25 protein-coding genes are annotated in these 18,585 nt (G+C 34.4%); 4 read left to right on the top strand and 21 right to left on the bottom strand.

What is annotated here, in order from left to right; genetic code table 11:
• The 4 genes from ACJMLH_RS02015 to ACJMLH_RS02000 form a co-directional block, all read right to left on the bottom strand.
• The coding region (locus ACJMLH_RS02015; RefSeq protein ID WP_405274261.1) for a hypothetical protein at window positions 1–248 on the bottom strand (248 nt) is incomplete at its 3' end.
• A gap of 89 nt (window positions 249–337) precedes the next feature.
• Entirely contained in the window at window positions 338–943 is a 606-nt protein-coding gene (locus ACJMLH_RS02010; protein ID WP_405274260.1) for a class I SAM-dependent methyltransferase, read from the bottom strand.
• A 55-nt stretch (window positions 944–998) separates the two neighbouring features.
• The gene (locus ACJMLH_RS02005) at window positions 999–1,532 is read right to left on the bottom strand and encodes an Ig-like domain-containing protein (protein ID WP_405274259.1); all 534 of its coding nucleotides are present in this window, start codon (window positions 1,530–1,532) and stop codon (window positions 999–1,001) included.
• Between the two features lie 214 nt (window positions 1,533–1,746).
• Window positions 1,747–2,277 (bottom strand): Rpn family recombination-promoting nuclease/putative transposase, encoded by a 531-nt coding sequence (locus ACJMLH_RS02000; protein WP_405274258.1) that lies wholly within the window; start codon window positions 2,275–2,277, stop codon window positions 1,747–1,749.
• A gap of 147 nt (window positions 2,278–2,424) precedes the next feature.
• On the opposite strand from ACJMLH_RS02000, the gene ACJMLH_RS01995 reads away from it, so the two are divergent.
• Window positions 2,425–3,069 (top strand): zinc ribbon domain-containing protein, encoded by a 645-nt coding sequence (locus ACJMLH_RS01995; protein WP_405274257.1) that lies wholly within the window; start codon window positions 2,425–2,427, stop codon window positions 3,067–3,069.
• A gap of 36 nt (window positions 3,070–3,105) precedes the next feature.
• On the opposite strand, the gene ACJMLH_RS01990 is transcribed toward ACJMLH_RS01995, so the two are convergent.
• Both ACJMLH_RS01990 and ACJMLH_RS01985 read right to left on the bottom strand, forming a co-directional pair.
• Window positions 3,106–3,528: a hypothetical protein gene (locus ACJMLH_RS01990; protein WP_405274256.1), complete on the bottom strand. Its 423-nt coding sequence runs from the start codon at window positions 3,526–3,528 to the stop codon at window positions 3,106–3,108.
• A 148-nt stretch (window positions 3,529–3,676) separates the two neighbouring features.
• Window positions 3,677–3,967 (bottom strand): hypothetical protein, encoded by a 291-nt coding sequence (locus tag ACJMLH_RS01985; protein ID WP_405274255.1) that lies wholly within the window; start codon window positions 3,965–3,967, stop codon window positions 3,677–3,679.
• 73 nt (window positions 3,968–4,040) lie between these two features.
• Here ACJMLH_RS01985 and ACJMLH_RS01980 point away from each other — a divergent pair, with 73 nt between their 5' ends.
• Window positions 4,041–4,271 carry a hypothetical protein gene (locus tag ACJMLH_RS01980; protein WP_405274254.1) on the top strand — a complete coding sequence of 77 codons (231 nt, stop codon included), beginning with the start codon at window positions 4,041–4,043 and terminating at the stop codon, window positions 4,269–4,271.
• Between the two features lie 192 nt (window positions 4,272–4,463).
• On the opposite strand, the gene ACJMLH_RS01975 is transcribed toward ACJMLH_RS01980, so the two are convergent.
• Window positions 4,464–5,921: a sodium-dependent transporter gene (locus tag ACJMLH_RS01975; protein ID WP_405274253.1), complete on the bottom strand. Its 1,458-nt coding sequence runs from the start codon at window positions 5,919–5,921 to the stop codon at window positions 4,464–4,466.
• 40 nt (window positions 5,922–5,961) lie between these two features.
• On the opposite strand from ACJMLH_RS01975, the gene ACJMLH_RS01970 reads away from it, so the two are divergent.
• Entirely contained in the window at window positions 5,962–6,339 is a 378-nt protein-coding gene (locus tag ACJMLH_RS01970) for a DUF4258 domain-containing protein (RefSeq protein WP_405274252.1), read from the top strand.
• Between the two features lie 23 nt (window positions 6,340–6,362).
• Here ACJMLH_RS01970 and ACJMLH_RS01965 read toward each other — a convergent pair whose 3' ends face one another.
• The 14 genes from ACJMLH_RS01965 to ACJMLH_RS01900 form a co-directional block, all read right to left on the bottom strand.
• A complete protein-coding gene (locus tag ACJMLH_RS01965) occupies window positions 6,363–7,874 on the bottom strand; it encodes a hypothetical protein (RefSeq protein WP_405274251.1) in 1,512 nt (503 codons plus the stop codon).
• 9 nt (window positions 7,875–7,883) lie between these two features.
• Window positions 7,884–9,617 (bottom strand): putative glycoside hydrolase, encoded by a 1,734-nt coding sequence (locus ACJMLH_RS01960; RefSeq protein ID WP_405274250.1) that lies wholly within the window; start codon window positions 9,615–9,617, stop codon window positions 7,884–7,886.
• A gap of 48 nt (window positions 9,618–9,665) precedes the next feature.
• Window positions 9,666–10,745 carry a CapA family protein gene (locus tag ACJMLH_RS01955; RefSeq protein ID WP_405274249.1) on the bottom strand — a complete coding sequence of 360 codons (1,080 nt, stop codon included), beginning with the start codon at window positions 10,743–10,745 and terminating at the stop codon, window positions 9,666–9,668.
• 4 nt (window positions 10,746–10,749) lie between these two features.
• Window positions 10,750–12,204 carry a signal recognition particle-docking protein FtsY gene (gene ftsY / locus ACJMLH_RS01950; RefSeq protein WP_405274248.1) on the bottom strand — a complete coding sequence of 485 codons (1,455 nt, stop codon included), beginning with the start codon at window positions 12,202–12,204 and terminating at the stop codon, window positions 10,750–10,752.
• 148 nt (window positions 12,205–12,352) lie between these two features.
• Complete coding sequence (pfdA, locus tag ACJMLH_RS01945) at window positions 12,353–12,787, bottom strand: prefoldin subunit alpha (protein WP_405274247.1); 435 nt, start codon at window positions 12,785–12,787, stop codon at window positions 12,353–12,355.
• Window positions 12,788–12,803: 16 nt separating this feature from the next.
• A complete protein-coding gene (rpl18a, locus tag ACJMLH_RS01940; RefSeq protein WP_405274246.1) occupies window positions 12,804–13,028 on the bottom strand; it encodes a 50S ribosomal protein L18Ae in 225 nt (74 codons plus the stop codon).
• 24 nt (window positions 13,029–13,052) lie between these two features.
• Complete coding sequence (locus ACJMLH_RS01935) at window positions 13,053–13,727, bottom strand: translation initiation factor IF-6 (RefSeq protein WP_405274245.1); 675 nt, start codon at window positions 13,725–13,727, stop codon at window positions 13,053–13,055.
• A gap of 44 nt (window positions 13,728–13,771) precedes the next feature.
• The gene (locus tag ACJMLH_RS01930) at window positions 13,772–14,017 is read right to left on the bottom strand and encodes a 50S ribosomal protein L31e (RefSeq protein WP_292741864.1); all 246 of its coding nucleotides are present in this window, start codon (window positions 14,015–14,017) and stop codon (window positions 13,772–13,774) included.
• Between the two features lie 11 nt (window positions 14,018–14,028).
• On the bottom strand, window positions 14,029–14,184 hold the full coding sequence (locus ACJMLH_RS01925) for a 50S ribosomal protein L39e (RefSeq protein ID WP_004032463.1): 156 nt from the start codon (window positions 14,182–14,184) through the stop codon (window positions 14,029–14,031).
• Window positions 14,185–14,210: 26 nt separating this feature from the next.
• Window positions 14,211–14,795, bottom strand: a complete 585-nt coding sequence (locus ACJMLH_RS01920; protein WP_405274244.1) for a hypothetical protein — start codon at window positions 14,793–14,795, stop codon at window positions 14,211–14,213.
• Between the two features lie 5 nt (window positions 14,796–14,800).
• Window positions 14,801–15,157: a DNA-binding protein gene (locus ACJMLH_RS01915; protein ID WP_405274243.1), complete on the bottom strand. Its 357-nt coding sequence runs from the start codon at window positions 15,155–15,157 to the stop codon at window positions 14,801–14,803.
• Window positions 15,158–15,177: 20 nt separating this feature from the next.
• The gene (locus tag ACJMLH_RS01910) at window positions 15,178–15,615 is read right to left on the bottom strand and encodes a 30S ribosomal protein S19e (protein ID WP_405274242.1); all 438 of its coding nucleotides are present in this window, start codon (window positions 15,613–15,615) and stop codon (window positions 15,178–15,180) included.
• 96 nt (window positions 15,616–15,711) lie between these two features.
• A complete protein-coding gene (locus ACJMLH_RS01905) occupies window positions 15,712–15,969 on the bottom strand; it encodes a YhbY family RNA-binding protein (RefSeq protein ID WP_405274241.1) in 258 nt (85 codons plus the stop codon).
• Window positions 15,938–16,303 (bottom strand): ribonuclease P protein component 4, encoded by a 366-nt coding sequence (locus tag ACJMLH_RS01900; RefSeq protein ID WP_405274240.1) that lies wholly within the window; start codon window positions 16,301–16,303, stop codon window positions 15,938–15,940. Before ACJMLH_RS01900 ends, ACJMLH_RS01905 begins: the two co-directional genes overlap by 32 nt.
• Before the next feature lie 291 nt (window positions 16,304–16,594).
• On the opposite strand from ACJMLH_RS01900, the gene ACJMLH_RS01895 reads away from it, so the two are divergent.
• Window positions 16,595–18,340, top strand: a complete 1,746-nt coding sequence (locus ACJMLH_RS01895) for a CAP domain-containing protein (protein WP_405274239.1) — start codon at window positions 16,595–16,597, stop codon at window positions 18,338–18,340.
• Window positions 18,341–18,585 lie beyond the last annotated feature (245 nt).

Here is an 18,585-nt window from a genome sequence, read left to right as displayed (position 1 = left end):
TATGCTCCTCCATGAAGATATATGACAATATGATCAGTATCTTCAGCTTCATTAAAAATAACCATCTGACAATTAAACATTAATTTATTGCTGACAGGTGTGTGATACCTTAATTTTGGCAATTCATATATTTCATCTTCAACCTGGGAACGTTCTTCCAGATGTTCATGAGCTTTATCCGTATCATCCATGTAGGGCCTATGTTTGCGCCTTAATTCGGATTCCACAATTTTTTGCATTTTTGACATTTTTTCACCATTTGAAATTAAAATTGATATTATCCAATAAATAGTTATATTTTTTTAAAATAATATATTTTTTGTAAAATAATTCGTTGTTATTTCATCGGATGAAATCGGAATATGTCCAATTTAGCATCTACAGTGTCATTTATTTCATCTGCAGCAAAATTCAGTGATTTGACCAGCTCCAGTCTCGGTTCGGTTGGCAAATACATCCTATATTCGATTGTCGAATAATAAAAAAAGATAAGCATCTCCCTCGGATTTTTCTCATAGGAATCTTCAATTTTTTTTAATACCCATCTGAAAATCTTTGTTGAAAACGGATTGAAAAAATAAAAGCGGTTGGCCTCATCGGGAATGTAATCCTCTGCCTTGGAGTGGATAAAAACTATATCATCATTTTTTCCATAGCTTTCCAGGTTTTTGTTGGCAATTTCAAGTAATTTTTCACTATGGTCAACACCGATGACCTTGCATCCAACCTGGCTGTTGATAAAAAAGCTTATTCTTCCCTTTCCACAGCCATAATCAACGACAACATCTTCCTTTTTCAATATATTCAATTGAACCAATCTTTCTAAAACTAGGTATGGTGTCGGATCATAGCCGTAATTCTGATAATCCTCCTGTGAAAAATCAAAAATATCAGTAGAGATTTTTAATTTCTCATCCCAATTTAAATCTTTTGAGTTATGCATGGTTTTCAGTATTTAATTATCAATTTTTAAATTTGGATGATGTCAGCACAATACTTTAAACTGAAATGTAGTTAAATGACCCCTGACTGACATTTTCATATGAGCCTGTATCAATATATTCGCTATATGAGTCATTGCCTGCGTAAGAGGAATTTAAAGTCGCATTTACTTCTACATAATCGGGTGCTGTTATAACTTTTTGAACAAGATCAATCCTTTGAATAGTATTGGTTGGCTTGAATTGACCATTTCCATTAAAAGTACAGTTAAAAGTGTATTTTCCAAACTCTTTATCTTCTAAATTCAACGATGCAACCCCATTTGAATCTGTTACAGCAGTATACTCAAATGATTTAGATTCATTTAGCATTACAATATGAATCTGTTCGTTTGAAATCGGATTGCCGTTCATATCAGATAACCTGACAGTGAAATTATCCTCCCTGTATTGAGTTATATTGCTTGTGATATTCAGTTGGGACTCCTGTTTTTGATTTTGATAGGAATTAAATATTAACGGCCCCATCAAGCAAGCCAAAACCACAATAGCAATTATGAGAAGAACAAATAAAATGAATTTAGATCTCATGAAAAATTTACACCTCAAATATAATATTTATCAAATCTAAATTATATATGTTATTGAAAATGACAAATTTATATTACATCTGATGCATGATGAGCCTATTTAATTTGTAAGTTAAAGTGATGATTTCAAATTTAGGTATCTGATGAGCAACCCAAATATAAACCCAATGGATAAAATTTAGCACCTCTTTAAAAATAATCTGGAATGAAAAAACCTACTTGGAATTCAAAATATCTTCTTCAGACAAACCAGTAATCCTGACAATCTTTTCAAGAGAAATACCCTCATCAAGCATATTTCTAGCATCATCAAGCTTGCCTTCCCTAATGCCTCTGTCAATACCTTCTTTAATGCCTCTGTCGATACCTTCTTTAATGCCTTCATTTTTCATGTATCTTTCAACTGGGTTAAGCAACATAATATTTTCCTCCACATATTGACCATATTCACGAGCATCCAACATATTTGCACTCAAAACATTGAACAAATAGATGATTGCAATTTTTTCGTTGATATCCAAATCCAATTTTTCAGAAATAACTTCAAATAATTTACGTGCCCTGTTTAGAATTTCAAGTTTTGTTTCATCGAAATCAGTATAGACAATTAATTGAAGTGCTGCAATATCCTCATCAGTGATTACATCATTATTTTGTAATTTATCTTCAAAGTTATTAAATATATCATTTGCCTTGAAATCTTTTAGAGAAATCACATGCATTGTATAGACACAATCATCATTCAAAATGAAATTCTTTTTATCATAATCGGATTTATAAATAAAATAAAGTAATATAAATCAATTTTGATATGAACTTGAAAAATTAAAACAACACCAAAAACATAACTTAAATATGTCAAATGTATTAAAAATATTTCCAAGGTGATGTAATTGGAAAAATATTGTAAAAACTGTGGAGCAAACATTAATAATGCAGACCAATTCTGTCCCGACTGCGGAAAGGAAATCGCATCCAACAGACATACGATGAGATATTGTAAAAACTGCGGTGAAAAAATAAGCAGTAGTGAAAATTTCTGCAAAAACTGCGGAACAAAAATAAAAACACCAGAAAAAGAGAAAACCAATTTTTTAGAGAAATATAAAAATCCAATTATACTCATTGCCGTTATTGCCGCAATAGCTATTGTGGGTATTGGCGCATTTTCTTTGCTATCTCCCGTCCCAAGTCAGGAAGTCCAGGTAGACACGTTAGATTTTAGCATTCCACAAGATTTCAGCCCTGATAACAGTTTAACAGTTGATGAAACTGATGAAGGAATCAAATATGTATCAAAATACTGGAAACATAATGACGAATTCATAGAAATTGATGTGATGTATGCAACAAGCAATAACGTTGATGCAAATGATGTTGCAAGAGAGATGGGTGGAGACAGGCAGAATATGATGGGCCATAATGGATATTATAATGAACTTTCAGATGCCTATTCCTTTTCATTTGTAAAAGACAATAAGCTTGTTACCATTTATACATCAAGTTATGATTTATTGGATGAAATTGAGGTATTATAGCCCCAATTTCTCAATAATTACAAATACTAAAAACCGTTAATCTTTTCCAATGACTCCCATCATCAGGGTCATGTCCTTTGAGCTGACGGTTATCAGCTTGCCATTATCTTCAAATGAGAAGGTGTAAGTGCCGTTTCTATCAGCGAAATTTCCCTCAACAGATCCCAGCATTGTTGTTTCAGACGCTGTCATATTCTCAGTTGAATAATCATCAGTTGTTTTATTATTATCCTCGACACTTATATTCAAGGTATTGTTGTTTCCTTCAAAAAACATGTGGGTAGTATTTTGGTAAACTAACTTATATTCAGATAGGATTGTAAAATTAAACCCATTTAATGTGTGATTTTCAACTTCCTTATATGCAAATACACCATCATGAGGCATATAACTTTCAGAGTATACAAATCCGACGGAGGTCAAAATTAAAAGAATTGCAATTAAAAATTTGATTTTCATGATTAAAAATTAATCATCTTGATTAAAATACATTACTATTTATAAAAATTTAAATAATAGCTAAAAAAGAATATTACTTGTAGCACTTTGTGCTGCTCTAAAAAAAATTTTTAGTTTAAGTTTGTCCTGAGGATTTGACTCGGGACAACTATTCAAACTCTTTTTTACATATTTCATAGACTTTGCGCGCATAAATGCGGTCTTTTTCTTTCATTTCTTCAGACAAGTCAGAATAATCAATCATGAGTTCAGGCCAATTTTTTACACGATTACTGTTTTTTTCAAATATTTCAAGCTTATCAGAATCCAAATCATTCAAATCCACATTTTCATTGATGATTTCCAGTAATGTCCGGAGGTCCCCATAAACTGATCCAGCCCATTCCTGCCATTGAATATGTTCCAGGCAGGCGAGTTTTTCTATTATCTGATCATCCATAATATCACCTGATTACATATAACTATTTTAAAAATGAATAATAAATGTTTACATATATAAATGGAGGATTGAAATGAGTAATGTGGACCTTAAAATTGCAATGGTAATTTCCATATTATTTACAGGTCTTGGAGTAGCATATGCGGGAAATGTTAAAAAGGGCCTAATACTATTCGGAACCGTTGTCGTTTTAAACGTTTTAGGCATGTGGACATTTAATATTTTCAACAAGATTACCGTCCTGATTTGGATTTACGGATTATATGCAACCTACCAGGAAGTTCAGCTTGCAAATGGAGAATAGTAATCTGGAAAAATTATCCTCCTAATGTAGATTAACTGAAAACTTTTTTTAAAATTTTAACTATGGCCTAAAATATTTACAATAAGGTTGAAGAATTCGGCTAATAATCAGATTAAAATTAATTTAAGTATAGCTAGAAACAATTATTTGATAAGTAATTTCAGAGAAAAAAAGATAAAGAAATGGAGATAATTAATTATCTCCGGCCGGATAAATTTTAGTCAATACCACTGCAGACACCATCACCGCAGCAATAATTATCAAATCGACAATTATTTCAAATGTCTTTGCAGAGGAGAATAATTGAATAATACCAATTGCCCACATCACAATCAGTACAAGAGGCAGCAAGTATTTAATTACAAACATCCATGTTTTTCCAACTTTAAAGGTTGATGCTTCGTTTAAAGCTGGAAGGAAACGTTCTATACCATAGTACCATGCAAATACAATACATTGGATACCTATTAAAATCAGTATTCCGAATTCATTTACAAATGAATCGATGATTCCAACAAGATAGCTGCTTATTCCGGTTGTTAAAAGTAGAGAAAATGCACAGCCTATAATGGACAATACTGTTGCTGTTCTTTTACGTGACCAGCCTAGTTTAGCTGATGTTGAACTTAACATCGGTTCGAAAAATCCGAGTGCTGAAGTTACGCCCGCAAATAAAATGGCCAAGAACAGTAATGGAGCTAATATACGGCCAATAGGACCCATAATGTTGAAAATCATTGGAAATACTACGAATACCAGACCTGTACCCTCAGTTACAAGCTGAACCATAGGAGTTCCGGCAGTAGCAGACATGTAACCTAAAATTGAAAATACACCAAATGCAGTACAGATTTCAAATCCTGAGTTGGATGCAACTACAATTAATACATTATCGATTAATTTTGAGTTTTCAGGTAAATAACTTGCATAAGTAACAGCAATTGCCTGACCCATACTTAATGAGAAAATAATTTGGGCAAATGCCGCAAGCCAGATGTTTACATCCCAAAGCATGCTCCAGTTAGGAGAAAGCAATGCATTAATACCGATGGATGCACCAGGCAGTGTCAGCGCATAAACGATGATGATTCCCATTATGACAAATAAAGCAGGAATAAGTACTTTGGATACTTTTCCAATACCCTTATCAACATCCCTGTGGGAAATAAACCATAAGATTACCCATAAAATCAATACACCGACAGTTGTTGGAATAAGTAAAAAGCTTGCATTAGATAAATTGGAACTTCCTCCAACATTTTGAACAAAGTAAGCTGCAGTATCAGTTCCCCAGTTAAATGTAAAGCTGCTTAAAAGGTAAACCAAGTCCCAGCTTAGAATTACCATATAATAAATAGTTACTATAAAAACGAAAAGGACCAGAATCCAAGCAATCACTTCGAATTTCGGATTAATTTTCCGCATTATCTTCGAAAATGAGTCTTTGAAGCTGAATCCCACACCATATTCTAATATTAAAAATGGAATTCCCATAATAGCTATTGCTATAAAATAAGGGATGAAAAATGATCCACCACCATTAGAATACAGTACATAGCTGAAACGCCAAATATTACCTAACCCAACAGCAGCCCCAATCATAGCAAAAATAAATGATAATGATGAATCCCATTGCGCTCGTTCAGACATACATAAATTTTTATAAAAAGATATATAATAATCTTTACATATGAATGTGTTTGACAAATTTATAATGGGAGACACTGGCAGTATAACCTGGTGTTTTGAAAACAGACATTTCATCGAAAGACTGAATGAAAACGGAATTTCAAGAGAATTCGTTGTCGATTGTCTTTTAAATGAAGAACCTATTAGCTGGGAGCATATTGAAAGGGAAAAATATGCTGCAGTGTTTAAAGCACCACCTTCAAAGGATTATAAAGAAATTAGAGTGGTTATGGCATGCAGTGGAAACTCCATTGATCTTCTAACAGTGATGAGAAATAATGAAACAACAACCAGTCGCCAGAACAGACAATACCAGTCTGACAAAAAGAAAAATATAGAAAAAAAACGTTTGAAAGCTCTATCCAAACGCAAATGGTAATTTAAAAATAAAAAAAATAAGGATTAAACCTTATAAAAATTCAATAAATTAGTAACACCTATTCTGAACAGTACTACTCCTTTTGCTCCACTATTCATAGCATTTCTTGCGTCCTTCAAAAGCTCTGAATGAGACAGTCTTTGAACATTGTCATCTGATTTATATGACTGGAGACCTGCCCATATTTGGGCTCCGTTTGACTGATTTACAAACTTGTTTGTCACATCCCCAATCCAAGGAGTTGTTTTTCCGTAGTTTCCTTTATAGGACATCGGAACAATAACGTCCAGATATTTGGACATCGTTGGAATTTCCTGACCATAATAATAAAGCATCGCGTCCGGTTCAGGCATTACCGCCGCTGACATTATACAGTTCGGACTGACTTTTCTAACTTCAACACATGCTTTCTTAGTCATGTAATTGATGGCCTTTTCAGAGTTATTGTACAGATGGGCTGTTCCTCCAAATCTTAAGTAGTCCATGTGAATTCCGGCCACACCCTTCATTTTAGAATAACTTACAAGTTGAGCCGCTTTCTTTTTCATATATTTATAATCCGGAGTTCCGTCAGCTTTGACAGGCCTTACCCAATCGCCTTCATAGAATACCTGCGCCCATATATGAACCTTCATTCCGTATTTGTTTGCTTTGGCAATCCATGAAGTGACTGTACTCCTTCCATAAAGACTTACAGCATATGAATTCAGGAAAATCTGTTTTGTTCCTTTTGATTTCAGTGTTTTAAGGCTAACACTTTTGATTCCGGAAGCCCACATCCAATATCCATTACCTTTTCCCATGGAGGATTTTACTTTGATTTTGGTTGAGCCGGTTGATGAAAGATAAGGTTTTTTGCCTTTAAATGTGTAAAACACTTTATGGGTTCCTTTTTTTAAACTTAAAAATATCTGAGCATATCCTTTAGAATCTGTAACTGCCTTGTATGTTTTACCATCAACTCTGAAAGTAACAGTCTGATTTTTGACAGATGCACCGGTTTCTGTTAGAAGACGAACAATGAACACAGATTTTGAACCCTGACGATAGCTGATATCCTTGTCAGCCACATCTATAACTGTCTTTTTAGGATCCACTACTGTTATTTTTGCTGAGCCCTGTGAAGGATTTGTATTTTTGTCGCCTAAAAAGTAACATTTTACATCATATGTTCCTTTAGAAAGATTAATTTTTAAAATGGCCTGACCTGCACTATCAGTTGTTCTTGTAAAATTTTCATTATTCAGATTGATTATAACTTTTTTGGAAGTCAAATTAGTGCCGTTGGATGTTAATGTAACCTTAAATTCTGTTTTAAAGGTCTCATAACCTTTTGTATCTTTAACTGTTAGTGTGGAATCTGCCTTAACATCACCAACCGTACTTTCGTTGACATCACCTAACGGTTCATCAGATGAAATTACCTCATCAGCAATACCATTTATCTCCAAATCAGTTGCATTTTCACTGGCTGAAACAACTGAAAGAGATAATATTGCAAACAATAATATTAAAAATATTATTGACATTCTCATTTAATCACCTTAAACGGCAGTGAAATCCATCATGTTAAATAAAGTGTATCTGAATATGATTACTCCTCGAGCTCCACCCATGGAAGCATGGTCAACATCATTTGACAGCGCTGAGACAGGAATGCTTTTTACATAATCATCTGAGTAGTATCCCTGAAGTCCTGTCCATACTTCAGCACCATTGCACATTTTAACAAATGCCTCTGTTGTAGACTTAATCCATGTAGCGGATTTTCCGTAATTTCCTTTATAAATCATAGGAACAATAACATCGAGATATTTGGATATAGTAGGAATATCCTGTCCGTAATAATATTTCATTCCTGACGGTTCTGGCATTACTGCAGCTGAAATTATCAGATTTGAGTCATATGCATGCAGTTCTTCACATGCTTTCTTTGTAAAGTAATTTATAGCATCTACACCTGTTGAATGTTTATATGCAGTTCCTGGGAATCTTAAATAATCAAAATGAATTCCAGCTACACCATCAATAGCGGCAAAGTCCTTTGCCTCATCAATGATGGAATTAAACAGAGAATATTTGTATTTTCCAGAGCTGTAAACCGGGGAAATCCAACCTCCCTTATAAAATGCCTGCATCCAAATATGAACTTTAATGCCTAATGATTTCGCATCGGTAGCAAATTTCGCCACTTCATCCCTTCCATAAAGAGTGACCGCATGTGAATTCAGGAATATTTGATTTATACCGTTTTTGAGCATTGTATTCAGATTTATCTTTTTCATATCTGCTCCGAATACCCAAAATCCTGCATTGACAGTATAGTCAGGTTTTACTATCAGGCTGTATGTTTTTTCACATCTGATATAGACGTCGGTATTGTATGAGTTAACTTTAGCCTTGTAAAGTCCCTTATTCTTATTGATGTAGAATGTGACTGTACCGTTTTCATCGGTTACTTTTGTATGTTCCTTTCCATTGATTGTTAGGACAATGGTTTTTTTATGAATAGGTTTTCCGCGAGCATCAACATATTTGAGTTTCAGCGGAGCTGACACCTTTTCCTTATATGCAATATTATTCAATCTGTATATGTTTGTAGGCATTCCCTTTTTGACAGTTATTTTGGATGATCCCTTAGCTGCCTTGGCATTGGTAGTTCCCTTGAAGGAATAGTAGATTTTATAAGTTCCCTTTTTCAGGTTGATGTCAAAAGTGGCCTTACCCAATGAGTTGGTTTTTTTAGTGTATGTTTTACCGTTGATTTTGAAAATGACCTGTTTATAAGGCAAGTCGACACCGCCTGTTGTCAATGTTACAGTATACGGATTTTTAGCGCCTACATAAGCAACATAAGAAGAACCTTTAATCTTTGATACATTATTGTTAACCACACTTAACTTTTTAGAACCGGATACAGGAACATAACCCTTTTCATTAAACATATAACTTAAAGTATGTACTCCTTTTGAGGATAGTTTAAAGTAAACCTTACCATTGCTGTTTGTGCTTTTGGTATAGTTTTTATTGTTGAAACTGATTTGAATCTTCTTTTTTGCCAAACCGGTTCCATTACCGTCCAAAAGCTGAATGACATATTTTGAATCTTTAATATGAACTGAACCTTTAGGTAATTCAACTGATGTCTCTATCAATTTTTTAGCTTCAAGAGAATCATCATTTTCCACACTCAAACTATCATCATCGGTTGTGGATATTGTATTGTCAGTTTCGTTAATATCACTTGCACAAACGGCACTTAAAGAAATAAATACCACCAATATCATGCAAATGATGAATAAATGTTTATACGTAATGTTATCACCCTAATTTAAAGTAAAATTTAATTTTCCAACTCCATCGCTAATTTTCAAATCTGATGTTTTAGGAGTTAAACCATTTAAAAAGTTGTTTGCAGTTTGAGTTTCCATGTACTGAGGCAAGAAATTTGTTAAATGAACAGGATACACTGTACAATAGCCCTGATCACCGACCAAATCTATTTCAACAAAGTAATTGTCCAAAGTGCCTTCGGCTTCAAGGTCAAATATGAAATCTCCCAGACTATAGAATATAGGTTTTCCTTTATACATTTCAATTCCCTGAGCAACATGAGGATGGGAACCCACTACAACATCCGCACCATAATCAATCAGGTCATGGGATATGTTTATTTGGTCCTGATTAGGGGATGTTGAATATTCGTTTCCGTAGTGCATGAATACAAGTACAAAATTTCCTGACTCATTTGCCTTGGCAATCTGTTCTTTGGCATCCTGAGAATCATATGCAGAGTATCCCGGAGAGGTTCCGTTAGCATAAGGAAGCACTTCATAACTGTATTCCGCGAAGTTGTTTGAATCCATATAATTTAATATAGTTATATTGCGCCCGTTAATCTCCTGAGTCAGGCCCTGATGTGCTTCTTTTTCATTGTTTCCTGCGCCAAGATACGATATGTTGGCCTTCTCAAGTGCCTTGAAAGTGTCCTGCATTCCCTGAATTCCATAATCACACACGTGATTGTTTGCAAGCCCTGCAACGGTACGGTTATTTGCACGGGCAAGAATAGCATAATTCGGATTGCATTTGAAAGGAATATCCGGTTTGACTGCATTTTCAGAGGAAGTTGCCGCATTTTCAAAGTTGATTAAAAGCAAATCAACATTTGAAGTGACATTGCTTACACCTGCAAACGGAGAATATCCGAAACTTAAAGCGGCAGGCATGTTACGTGCAAACATGACATCACCTGTTACAGCTATTGAAACATTCTCCTTTGGTGATTCGAACAATGATGGCGAACCACCATCATGTGAACCAAAAATTCCTCCGCCGAATATTGCAAGCCATGCAACCAGCATTATGATAATTGCAAAGACAGGCAACAAAAGTTTAGTTCTCATAAATCTAATCCTCTACTGCAATTGCGTCCTCATCATCTGAGAACAGCTGATTTAACATCCATTCAGCATCATATTCCTTGATATCGTCATATCCCTGACCGACACCTAGGAACATGATTGGTTTTTTAATTACATAACCGATTGAAAGAGAAGCTCCTCCCTTACTATCTGCATCGGCTTTGGTTAAGATTACACCGTCAATATCAATGGCTTCGTTGAATTTTTTAGCCTGTTCGGTTGCATCATTACCTGTTAAAGCGTCACCTACAAATATTACCAAATCAGGATTGGAGACTCTTTTAATCTTTTTCATTTCATCCATAAGGTTGGTATTGGTCTGCATTCTTCCTGCAGTATCAATCAATACCAATTCTTTTCCCTGAGCTTTTGCATGTTCAACGGCATCGTATGCAACAGCTGCAGGGTCTGATCCTTTTTGGTGCTTGATGATTTTTACACCAACATTATCAGCATGATAAGTAACCTGTTCAATAGCACCTGCTCTGAAAGTATCTGAAGCTGCAATTACCGGAGTGTAACCTTTTTTAAGATAATAATTAGCTAATTTTCCAATAGTTGTGGTTTTTCCAGTACCATTAATTCCAACAAACATCACAACCAAAGGTTCTCCCTGAGCTTTTTTCTCTTCAATCATTTCTGTCATGGATTTGCCCGGAATATCAATAATTTCAGCAACTGTATCCCTAAGTGCATTGTAGGTCAATTCTGTAATATCATTACTTCTTTTGATTTTTTTACCAACCAAATTGTTTTTGACACCATCTACAACTTCAGTTGCAACTTCCATTGCCACATCGCCCTGTAAAAGTTCCATTTCAAGTTCGAATAGAATATCATCCACATGTTTTTCCTGAATGGTCTTTTCACGGACAAATGAGAAAATTCCTCCGGTAGCTTCACCATCTGCAGAAATGTCATCTTTATCCTTTTTATTTCTGCTCCAGAAGTGAGATTTCTTTTCTTCTTCAGCCTCATCATCTGAATCCTCTTCCACTTCATCATCAGATGACTCATCTTCCTTATCCTTACTTCTACTCCAAAAGTGAGATTTTTTCTCTTCCTTAACTTCCTCAGCAGGATCCTCATCAACATCATCCTCAGATTCATCCTCAACGGACTCATCTTCATTATCCTTACTTCTGCTCCAGAAGCGAGATTTTTTCTCTTCCTTAACTTCTTCAGTTGAAACCTCTTCAGCAGGAGTTTCTTCAGCGGTTTCTTCCACAGGAGCTTCTTCTACTTCTTCTTCAGCTTCCGGAAGTAAATTGGATTCATCCTCTTCTTCTTTTTCATCCCGTTTTTTCATACCGAATGAGAAAAATGAGAATCTGGTACCTTTTTCTTCTTTAAGGTTATCCTCTTTTTCAGCTTCTTCGATAAGCTCTTCTTCTAACTTTTCACTTGTACGTGAAAATTTCTTTTTTAATGATTCAAACAAAATTAACCCAACCTTTTAGTTTAGTTAAAAATTTAATTATTTATATATATATTTTTCATAGTATTTAAAAAAGAAGTTAAAAAATAGACATTAATAAGCTTATTATAAAAATTAAAAAAATAAGAAAAAGAAAAAATTGTAAGATAAATTATCTCATTTGGGTCATGTTGCCTTGAGCTGCAGCAGCAATTTGCTCAGCTTGTGCTTGAAGAGAACCAACAATATCAGTGCATTGTTGTAAGTTAGCTAACATTTTATCTAAACTATCTTTTAAATCCTCTTTTTGGCCTGCGAGTATTTCACGAGCGCCATCTGCATCTTTTTTAACAGCATAACCTGAACCGATACTTACAATAATTTCGTCAGTACTTTTAAGTTCTCCTTTAATGAAAGAACCAGCGCCTACAGGCACAAATGCTTCAATGGATTCTTTACCTTCAATATCTTCTAAAGTATTGAATAATGAATCTACTTCAGCAATAGAAGCTTGAATCATTTCAATTTGCTGCTGAATTAAATCAGCTTGTTGTCTGTATGCATTAATTTCATTAAGAAGACTGTTTAATCTTTGCTGATCTTCCATAGTAACACCTGCGTGTCTATAAAATTTCTTTTACAATTGGATCTTGAACATCTTCAGGAGCAATTTCATCAATTGATTCGATAGAAATTTGATTCCTGTTAATACCGTGTTTACTTCCGAAACGAGAGTAAATTTTTTCAGTTACATCATCTTCGCAAGTAGCTTTGAATTCTTTAGTAAAATTATGATATTCATCGCCCATTACAAAAGTACCTTTAACTCTGTAAATTTTTGTTATCATATAAAATCCCTCATGATATATTAATTAAAAATTATCATCTAAAAAGCCTAATGCTTCTTCAACTCTAGCCATTTCAGGACCAGTACTACCTTTAGCTACAATTGCACCATTGGAATTAGCAATGGAGCATGCTCCAACCAAAGGAATACCTTTACCAACAGTACCAATATCTCCTTCAACACCAAATACTTTACGAGCTAAGTTAATTTCACTAGAAGTTGCGTCTTTAGAAATTAAAAATCCTTTATTGGTTACTTTAATCAGGGAACCTACAATGTCGCTTCCGCTAATAGCTTGAGCTTCAACATCGACATTTAAGGCATTTTCAATAACATTTATAGCATCTTCTGATAAGAACGGACTTACGATAGCACCGGTATCGTTACAAGCAACAATATTTCCAACAGCAGTATATTGTGAAGGAAGGGATGCAACGTTTAATCCTAATTCTTCAAATTGTTTAACTTCTCTATCTAAAACGTGTGGGGAAACAATGATACCATCTGAATTAGCTACAGCTAAAGATCCTATGAGATTACTACCAGCAATAGAAGACTTGACAACTTCGACTTCTAAAGTTTCCTTAATAATATCTGCTTTTTCATCAATGAGATTATAAGGAACAATAGCCACATCATCAGTTGCAAGGATAAATACTCCTATATTTGGATTTCCTACAATATCAACTCTTCTCAACATATTGTTACCTCACATTAATCAAATATATGGCGAAGATACTTAGCCTATTCTGCTAAAGTAGCTTTTACAACACCATCATCATCTTTAACTGCTTTTACAGTAATTTTAGAAGGTATTTTTTGAATACCTCTTTCCCAAATTGCATGATTGATAGACTCATCAAGTTTAACTTCTTCTGCTTTCATATGTTTAGTCAAGAAGTTTTGTACTTCCCTAATAGCTCTAGGAGCTCTGATGGTCCTTTTGACATTTTTTACATTTCTAAGTGGAATTGTGTAAACTCTTTCCATTTTAACCCCTCTTATAATTTAAGACTGTTTCTTCTCCAATGTCTAGGTTTTGGTCTGTATCTAAGTTTACGATTAGTTTTAGCATAAGCCCAGATTGGAATTCTCCTATTTTGTTTGTTTGCTTTTGCCATTCTTAATTTTTTAGCTAATGGTTTATTTCTACTCATTTTCTCACCTGTAATACATGTAATAATTATTTTTTATAACCGATAACACGAGTTTGATAATGTTCAGGGAATATGTCCAATGAATTTCCTCCTTTCTCGTCAATCAAAGTCCTGATTTCAACTTCATAATCTGAGCTGTTGTCCTTATTTGATTTTTCATGTGAAATTTCAAACAGGTTTGAGGTTATTAACTTAACAGATTTATGACCGAAACTGTCTAAATTTATATATTGAACATCTTTTCTATCTTCAAGACTTCTTATTTGATTGACAGTCAGTTTAGGAGTTCTGTCATCACGCCTTGTCCCGTCTGCAATAATGTCATATCTTTCTGCAACTTCTTCAACAACACTTTCATGAATGAATTTTATTCCGTCATTCGGAAATCCGTCCTTCAATATCATGTCACAGGTTTTATCTAAAATCTCAAAATCAAGGTTGAGTACCTTATGATCAAACCCTAAAGATGCTGCTGATTTACTGGCCGGAACGTATGAATCATAAACGCCGAAATTGGCAGTGCACAATTCCACATCAAGACCCAACCTTTTAAGCATGACTGCCATGAAGGATGAATCCTTACCGCCACTATATAATACAGCTGCTTTCATTGACATTATTTCCTTGTAATTTTAATTTCTCTTTTCTGACCTGCAATTTGTCTTAAAAGGACTTTCAATTGCTCATCAGTAACTTTTCCTCTTAAACTTCCAGCCTGTGCGGATTGAATCAATTGAAGTTCAATGTTGTTGACAAGGTCTGGTTTTGTTAGTTTAAGATTACCTAATCTAGTACGGGCCTCAGGAGTCAAGATTTGAGCTAAGATTTGTTTTTTCTGAGCTTCAAATTGTGCCTGTGCTTCCTGCTGTTGAGCTTGAGCAACAGCCTGTTGCTGTGCCTGATTTTGCATAGCAGCTTGTTGAGCCTGTAATTCAGCCATTCTTTTTTGACGAATTTCATCTAATTCGCTCATATCAAACTCTCCAATTATAATTAATATTTTTCAAGTTCAGGAATATCTTTAATGATTTCAGCAGAAATTTTATCTAAGAATGATCTTCCTGCTGGGGAGACAACTCTTCCACCTTCAACTTTTTCAACATATCCTGCGTCTTCCAATTGTTGTAATGCGGTTCTGATAATGGATCCGCTACCTTTTCTGAAAACTTCAGGACGTACACCACGGTCTTTTTTACCACCGTAAAAAGTTCTTAAACTCATAACTCCTACAGGACCGTCCATGTAAACTCTTCTGATGATAGAAGCAGTTCTGGTATACCACCAGTCATTGTCTTCTGGTTTTCTTTCTTTGTGAACACCAGTTTTTACAAAATTGGACCATGCAGGGGAATTGATTTTATCATTGTTTTTAAATTCTTCTGCGACTTTTTTAATTAATAAATCTGCAGGTACATCAAATACAGTAGTCATATTAATTCTCCAATATTTTTATTAAATAATTGTAGCTTAATCCACTGTAAATTTAAGACCTAAAAAATAGGGCCTGTAACTCTAAATTTAAAATGTTTAAGGCTTTTTCTTATAGATTACAGCAACGTGGCCTCTAACGTCAATGAGCTGTGCTCTGGTTTTAGAGACTATTTCATCTATGTAATCATCTTTATTTTTAGCGATATTTTTTGCAAATTTAAGTTTAACAATTTCATTAGCTTCAAGCTGACGTTTGATTTCTTCAATAACATTGTCATTGACGCCGCTTTTACCAATGTTAATTGTCATCGCACCAAGAGCTCTATTCATCATTTCCTTTTTTGTGTGACTCATATTTAGCTCTCCTTTTTAACTTTTTTTCCTTGTGATAAGGAATTTTCATTACGTGACCACATTCACCACAAAAAATGTTAACCTCTGAGTTAACTAGCCGGACGGTGCAATTATGGCCAGGATAAAGGAAACACTTGCATTTCTTGCAATACCTTCTGGACCACTTTTCTGGGACTTTGGTATTGTATTTGGTGGATAATTTCAATGCCAGCTCGACATATCGATTGGACCGTTTAGGATGGGTGATGAATTCCATCTCAGCACGCTCAAAAAGAATATTCATTCTTTCAATCGCTATTTTAATCATCCACTTTGGTCGTTTTCCTCTACTCAAAAATATCCTCCTTTAAAATGTAGGATATAATATTCAAAATTGAATTAAAATGATTTGCGCAAATTAAAACAAAAACCATAGTTAGAATAACCTTAGGTTAATATGAATATTAAGAATAAATATGTTTATTACTATTTATAAATGTTGTGGAAAATTTGAAAATTCCGTGAAAATATTCCTGACAAAATAAAAAAATATTTTGTAATTGGCCTCAATAACGATTGGAATCGCCCTATTATTATTAAATGAATAATATTGATTTATAATTACATTTTTAAAGAAATATTAAACATGAGATTTAAAAAACTCCTTTTAGTCAGTTTAGTTTTACTGACTATTTTTACAATAAGCGCAGTTAGTGCATCAGACAACATTACGGATGATACACTAAGCGCTGACGATTCAGCAATTGAATTGTCAGATGAAGAAATCAAGACAGACGAAATTTTAAAGACAGATGCCAACGAGGAGGTGCTGTCCCTAAATGATTCAAACATGAAGGTCGATTTTGTAGACCAGTACGATAACGGTACAATTTACACAGTCAATCCCGAAACCGACTTCTATGTGAATGACCATGACAGCGATTATTTAAGAGTGAAATTTCCAAGCCTAGTCACCGGAACCCTGTCACTTTCCATTGACGGCAAAATAGTGAATGAAAGAGAAATAACCGCTAAAACCCATTATCTTTTCATCAACACAAGAAGCTACGGATTAACTGAAGGAAGCCACACATGGAATCTTGCATATTCCGGAGATGACGACTATGCATCAACATCCCTAAATGGTACATTTGTCCTAAACCCTGCAAGCGAAACCTTCGTTAAAAAAGATTCGAAAATGAACGTTTATGTGGTTACACAGGATGAGAGCGGAGTAATCTATGCAATTGATGAAAACAAAAACCTTTCAATCAAAAATACAAAAACCGATTACTTCAAGGTCAAGTTTCCAAAAGAAGTTGCCGGAACATTATATCTCTACATTGACGGCAAGCTGAAAGCTACCAAAAAAATTACTGCAAAAACCCATTATTTCTTTACAAATGCAGAAGAATACAACTTGAAAGCTGGAAAACACACATGGAAGATAGTTTATTCCGGAGACGATGAATACAATTCCACAAGCGAAGACGGCACATACACATTATATGAGAATACCAAAAAAGTGCCGATCAATAAAACAACCACTTCATTAAGTGTTCCTAAAACAAAAACATTTAAATTGTCACAAAAAACCAAAAAGTATACCGTGACCTTAAAAGCAAACAAAAAAGCATTGAAAAAGGTTAATGTTTACCTCACACTTTCCTCCGGCAAGAAATACAAAAAGACATTTACCGCAAAAACAAATTCCAAAGGTCAGGCAACATTCAAGATAACCGGATTGACCAAAAAAGGAACATATACAGGTACAATAAAATATAAAGGAAGCAAAGACTACAAGACTATCGGATACAAAATAACTGCCAAAAATGTCAAGTCAAAACTTAAAATTACAAGAGGAAAAGTGATTCCAGATACAGGAAACTATTATATAACCGTTCCTATTATAACAGCAGACATTGACGGCCAGCTTGATGTTAGTGAGGTTTATACCTTATTAAATGAATTCAGAACCCAAAAAGGCGTATGGCAATTGGATGAAAACAACCAGAACACAACTTTCTTCAACACCAACCCTTCAAATACCCTCAAACCTTTAACAACTGATGCGGAATTGGAAAAAGTTGCACAGAGAAGGGCTGAAGAAGCATATGAAGTATTGAACAAAACAAACAAACTAAGCCATGACCGTCCAGACGGCAGCGACTGCTTTACAATATACCCTAAATTACAAAAACGTGGAGAAAATCTTGCACGAGGTCAAACCACTGCAAAACAGGTAATGGAAAAATGGAAAGAAACCAATGAACCATACGAGCGCCAAGGCCACAGACGCAATATGCTTGATCCGGACTTCAACTGTGTAGGAATTGCTGCATACAAAATGAACGGCACAACCGTCTGGGCACAAGCTTTCGGAAAAAGATGAAAGAACAAACTCTTTCATCTCCACTTTTTTTATTATATTACTAATTTGATAATATTTCTTTATTTAATATTTTAAAGAAAAACAATAATACAAATCTATTTTTATGAGATTTGAATGATTTTTAAAATGAATCTAGGATGATAGAATGAAAGAATACATTAAAAAAACAATGAAAATCTTAATGATATTTGCCATTCTTTTTTTAGTTGCAGGGGCTGTTTCAGCATCTGAAAATGTTACAGATG

It is taken from the genome of Methanobrevibacter sp. (genome assembly GCF_045116495.1).
Lineage (GTDB): Archaea > Methanobacteriota > Methanobacteria > Methanobacteriales > Methanobacteriaceae > Methanocatella.
Note: the sequence above shows the minus strand (reverse complement) of the source record. Positions and strands in the feature narration are given on the sequence as shown.

Coding starts and splice junctions, on each gene's coding strand:
- ACJMLH_RS01985 (WP_405274255.1), bottom strand. CDS start 3,967: ATGGATGATCAGATAATAGAAAAACTCGCCTGCCTGGAACATATTCAA.
- ACJMLH_RS01905 (WP_405274241.1), bottom strand. CDS start 15,969: ATGAGTCACACAAAAAAGGAAATGATGAATAGAGCTCTTGGTGCGATG.
- ACJMLH_RS01910 (WP_405274242.1), bottom strand. CDS start 15,615: ATGACTACTGTATTTGATGTACCTGCAGATTTATTAATTAAAAAAGTC.
- ACJMLH_RS02010 (WP_405274260.1), bottom strand. CDS start 943: ATGCATAACTCAAAAGATTTAAATTGGGATGAGAAATTAAAAATCTCT.
- ACJMLH_RS01915 (WP_405274243.1), bottom strand. CDS start 15,157: ATGAGCGAATTAGATGAAATTCGTCAAAAAAGAATGGCTGAATTACAG.
- ACJMLH_RS01990 (WP_405274256.1), bottom strand. CDS start 3,528: ATGAAAATCAAATTTTTAATTGCAATTCTTTTAATTTTGACCTCCGTC.
- ACJMLH_RS01965 (WP_405274251.1), bottom strand. CDS start 7,874: ATGAGAATGTCAATAATATTTTTAATATTATTGTTTGCAATATTATCT.
- ACJMLH_RS01895 (WP_405274239.1), top strand. CDS start 16,595: ATGAGATTTAAAAAACTCCTTTTAGTCAGTTTAGTTTTACTGACTATT.
- ACJMLH_RS01980 (WP_405274254.1), top strand. CDS start 4,041: ATGAGTAATGTGGACCTTAAAATTGCAATGGTAATTTCCATATTATTT.
- rpl18a (WP_405274246.1), bottom strand. CDS start 13,028: ATGATAACAAAAATTTACAGAGTTAAAGGTACTTTTGTAATGGGCGAT.
- pfdA (WP_405274247.1), bottom strand. CDS start 12,787: ATGGAAGATCAGCAAAGATTAAACAGTCTTCTTAATGAAATTAATGCA.
- ACJMLH_RS01935 (WP_405274245.1), bottom strand. CDS start 13,727: ATGTTGAGAAGAGTTGATATTGTAGGAAATCCAAATATAGGAGTATTT.
- ACJMLH_RS01975 (WP_405274253.1), bottom strand. CDS start 5,921: ATGTCTGAACGAGCGCAATGGGATTCATCATTATCATTTATTTTTGCT.
- ACJMLH_RS01920 (WP_405274244.1), bottom strand. CDS start 14,795: ATGAAAGCAGCTGTATTATATAGTGGCGGTAAGGATTCATCCTTCATG.
- ACJMLH_RS02005 (WP_405274259.1), bottom strand. CDS start 1,532: ATGAGATCTAAATTCATTTTATTTGTTCTTCTCATAATTGCTATTGTG.
- ACJMLH_RS01925 (WP_004032463.1), bottom strand. CDS start 14,184: ATGAGTAGAAATAAACCATTAGCTAAAAAATTAAGAATGGCAAAAGCA.
- ACJMLH_RS01955 (WP_405274249.1), bottom strand. CDS start 10,745: ATGAGAACTAAACTTTTGTTGCCTGTCTTTGCAATTATCATAATGCTG.
- ACJMLH_RS01970 (WP_405274252.1), top strand. CDS start 5,962: ATGAATGTGTTTGACAAATTTATAATGGGAGACACTGGCAGTATAACC.
- ACJMLH_RS01930 (WP_292741864.1), bottom strand. CDS start 14,017: ATGGAAAGAGTTTACACAATTCCACTTAGAAATGTAAAAAATGTCAAA.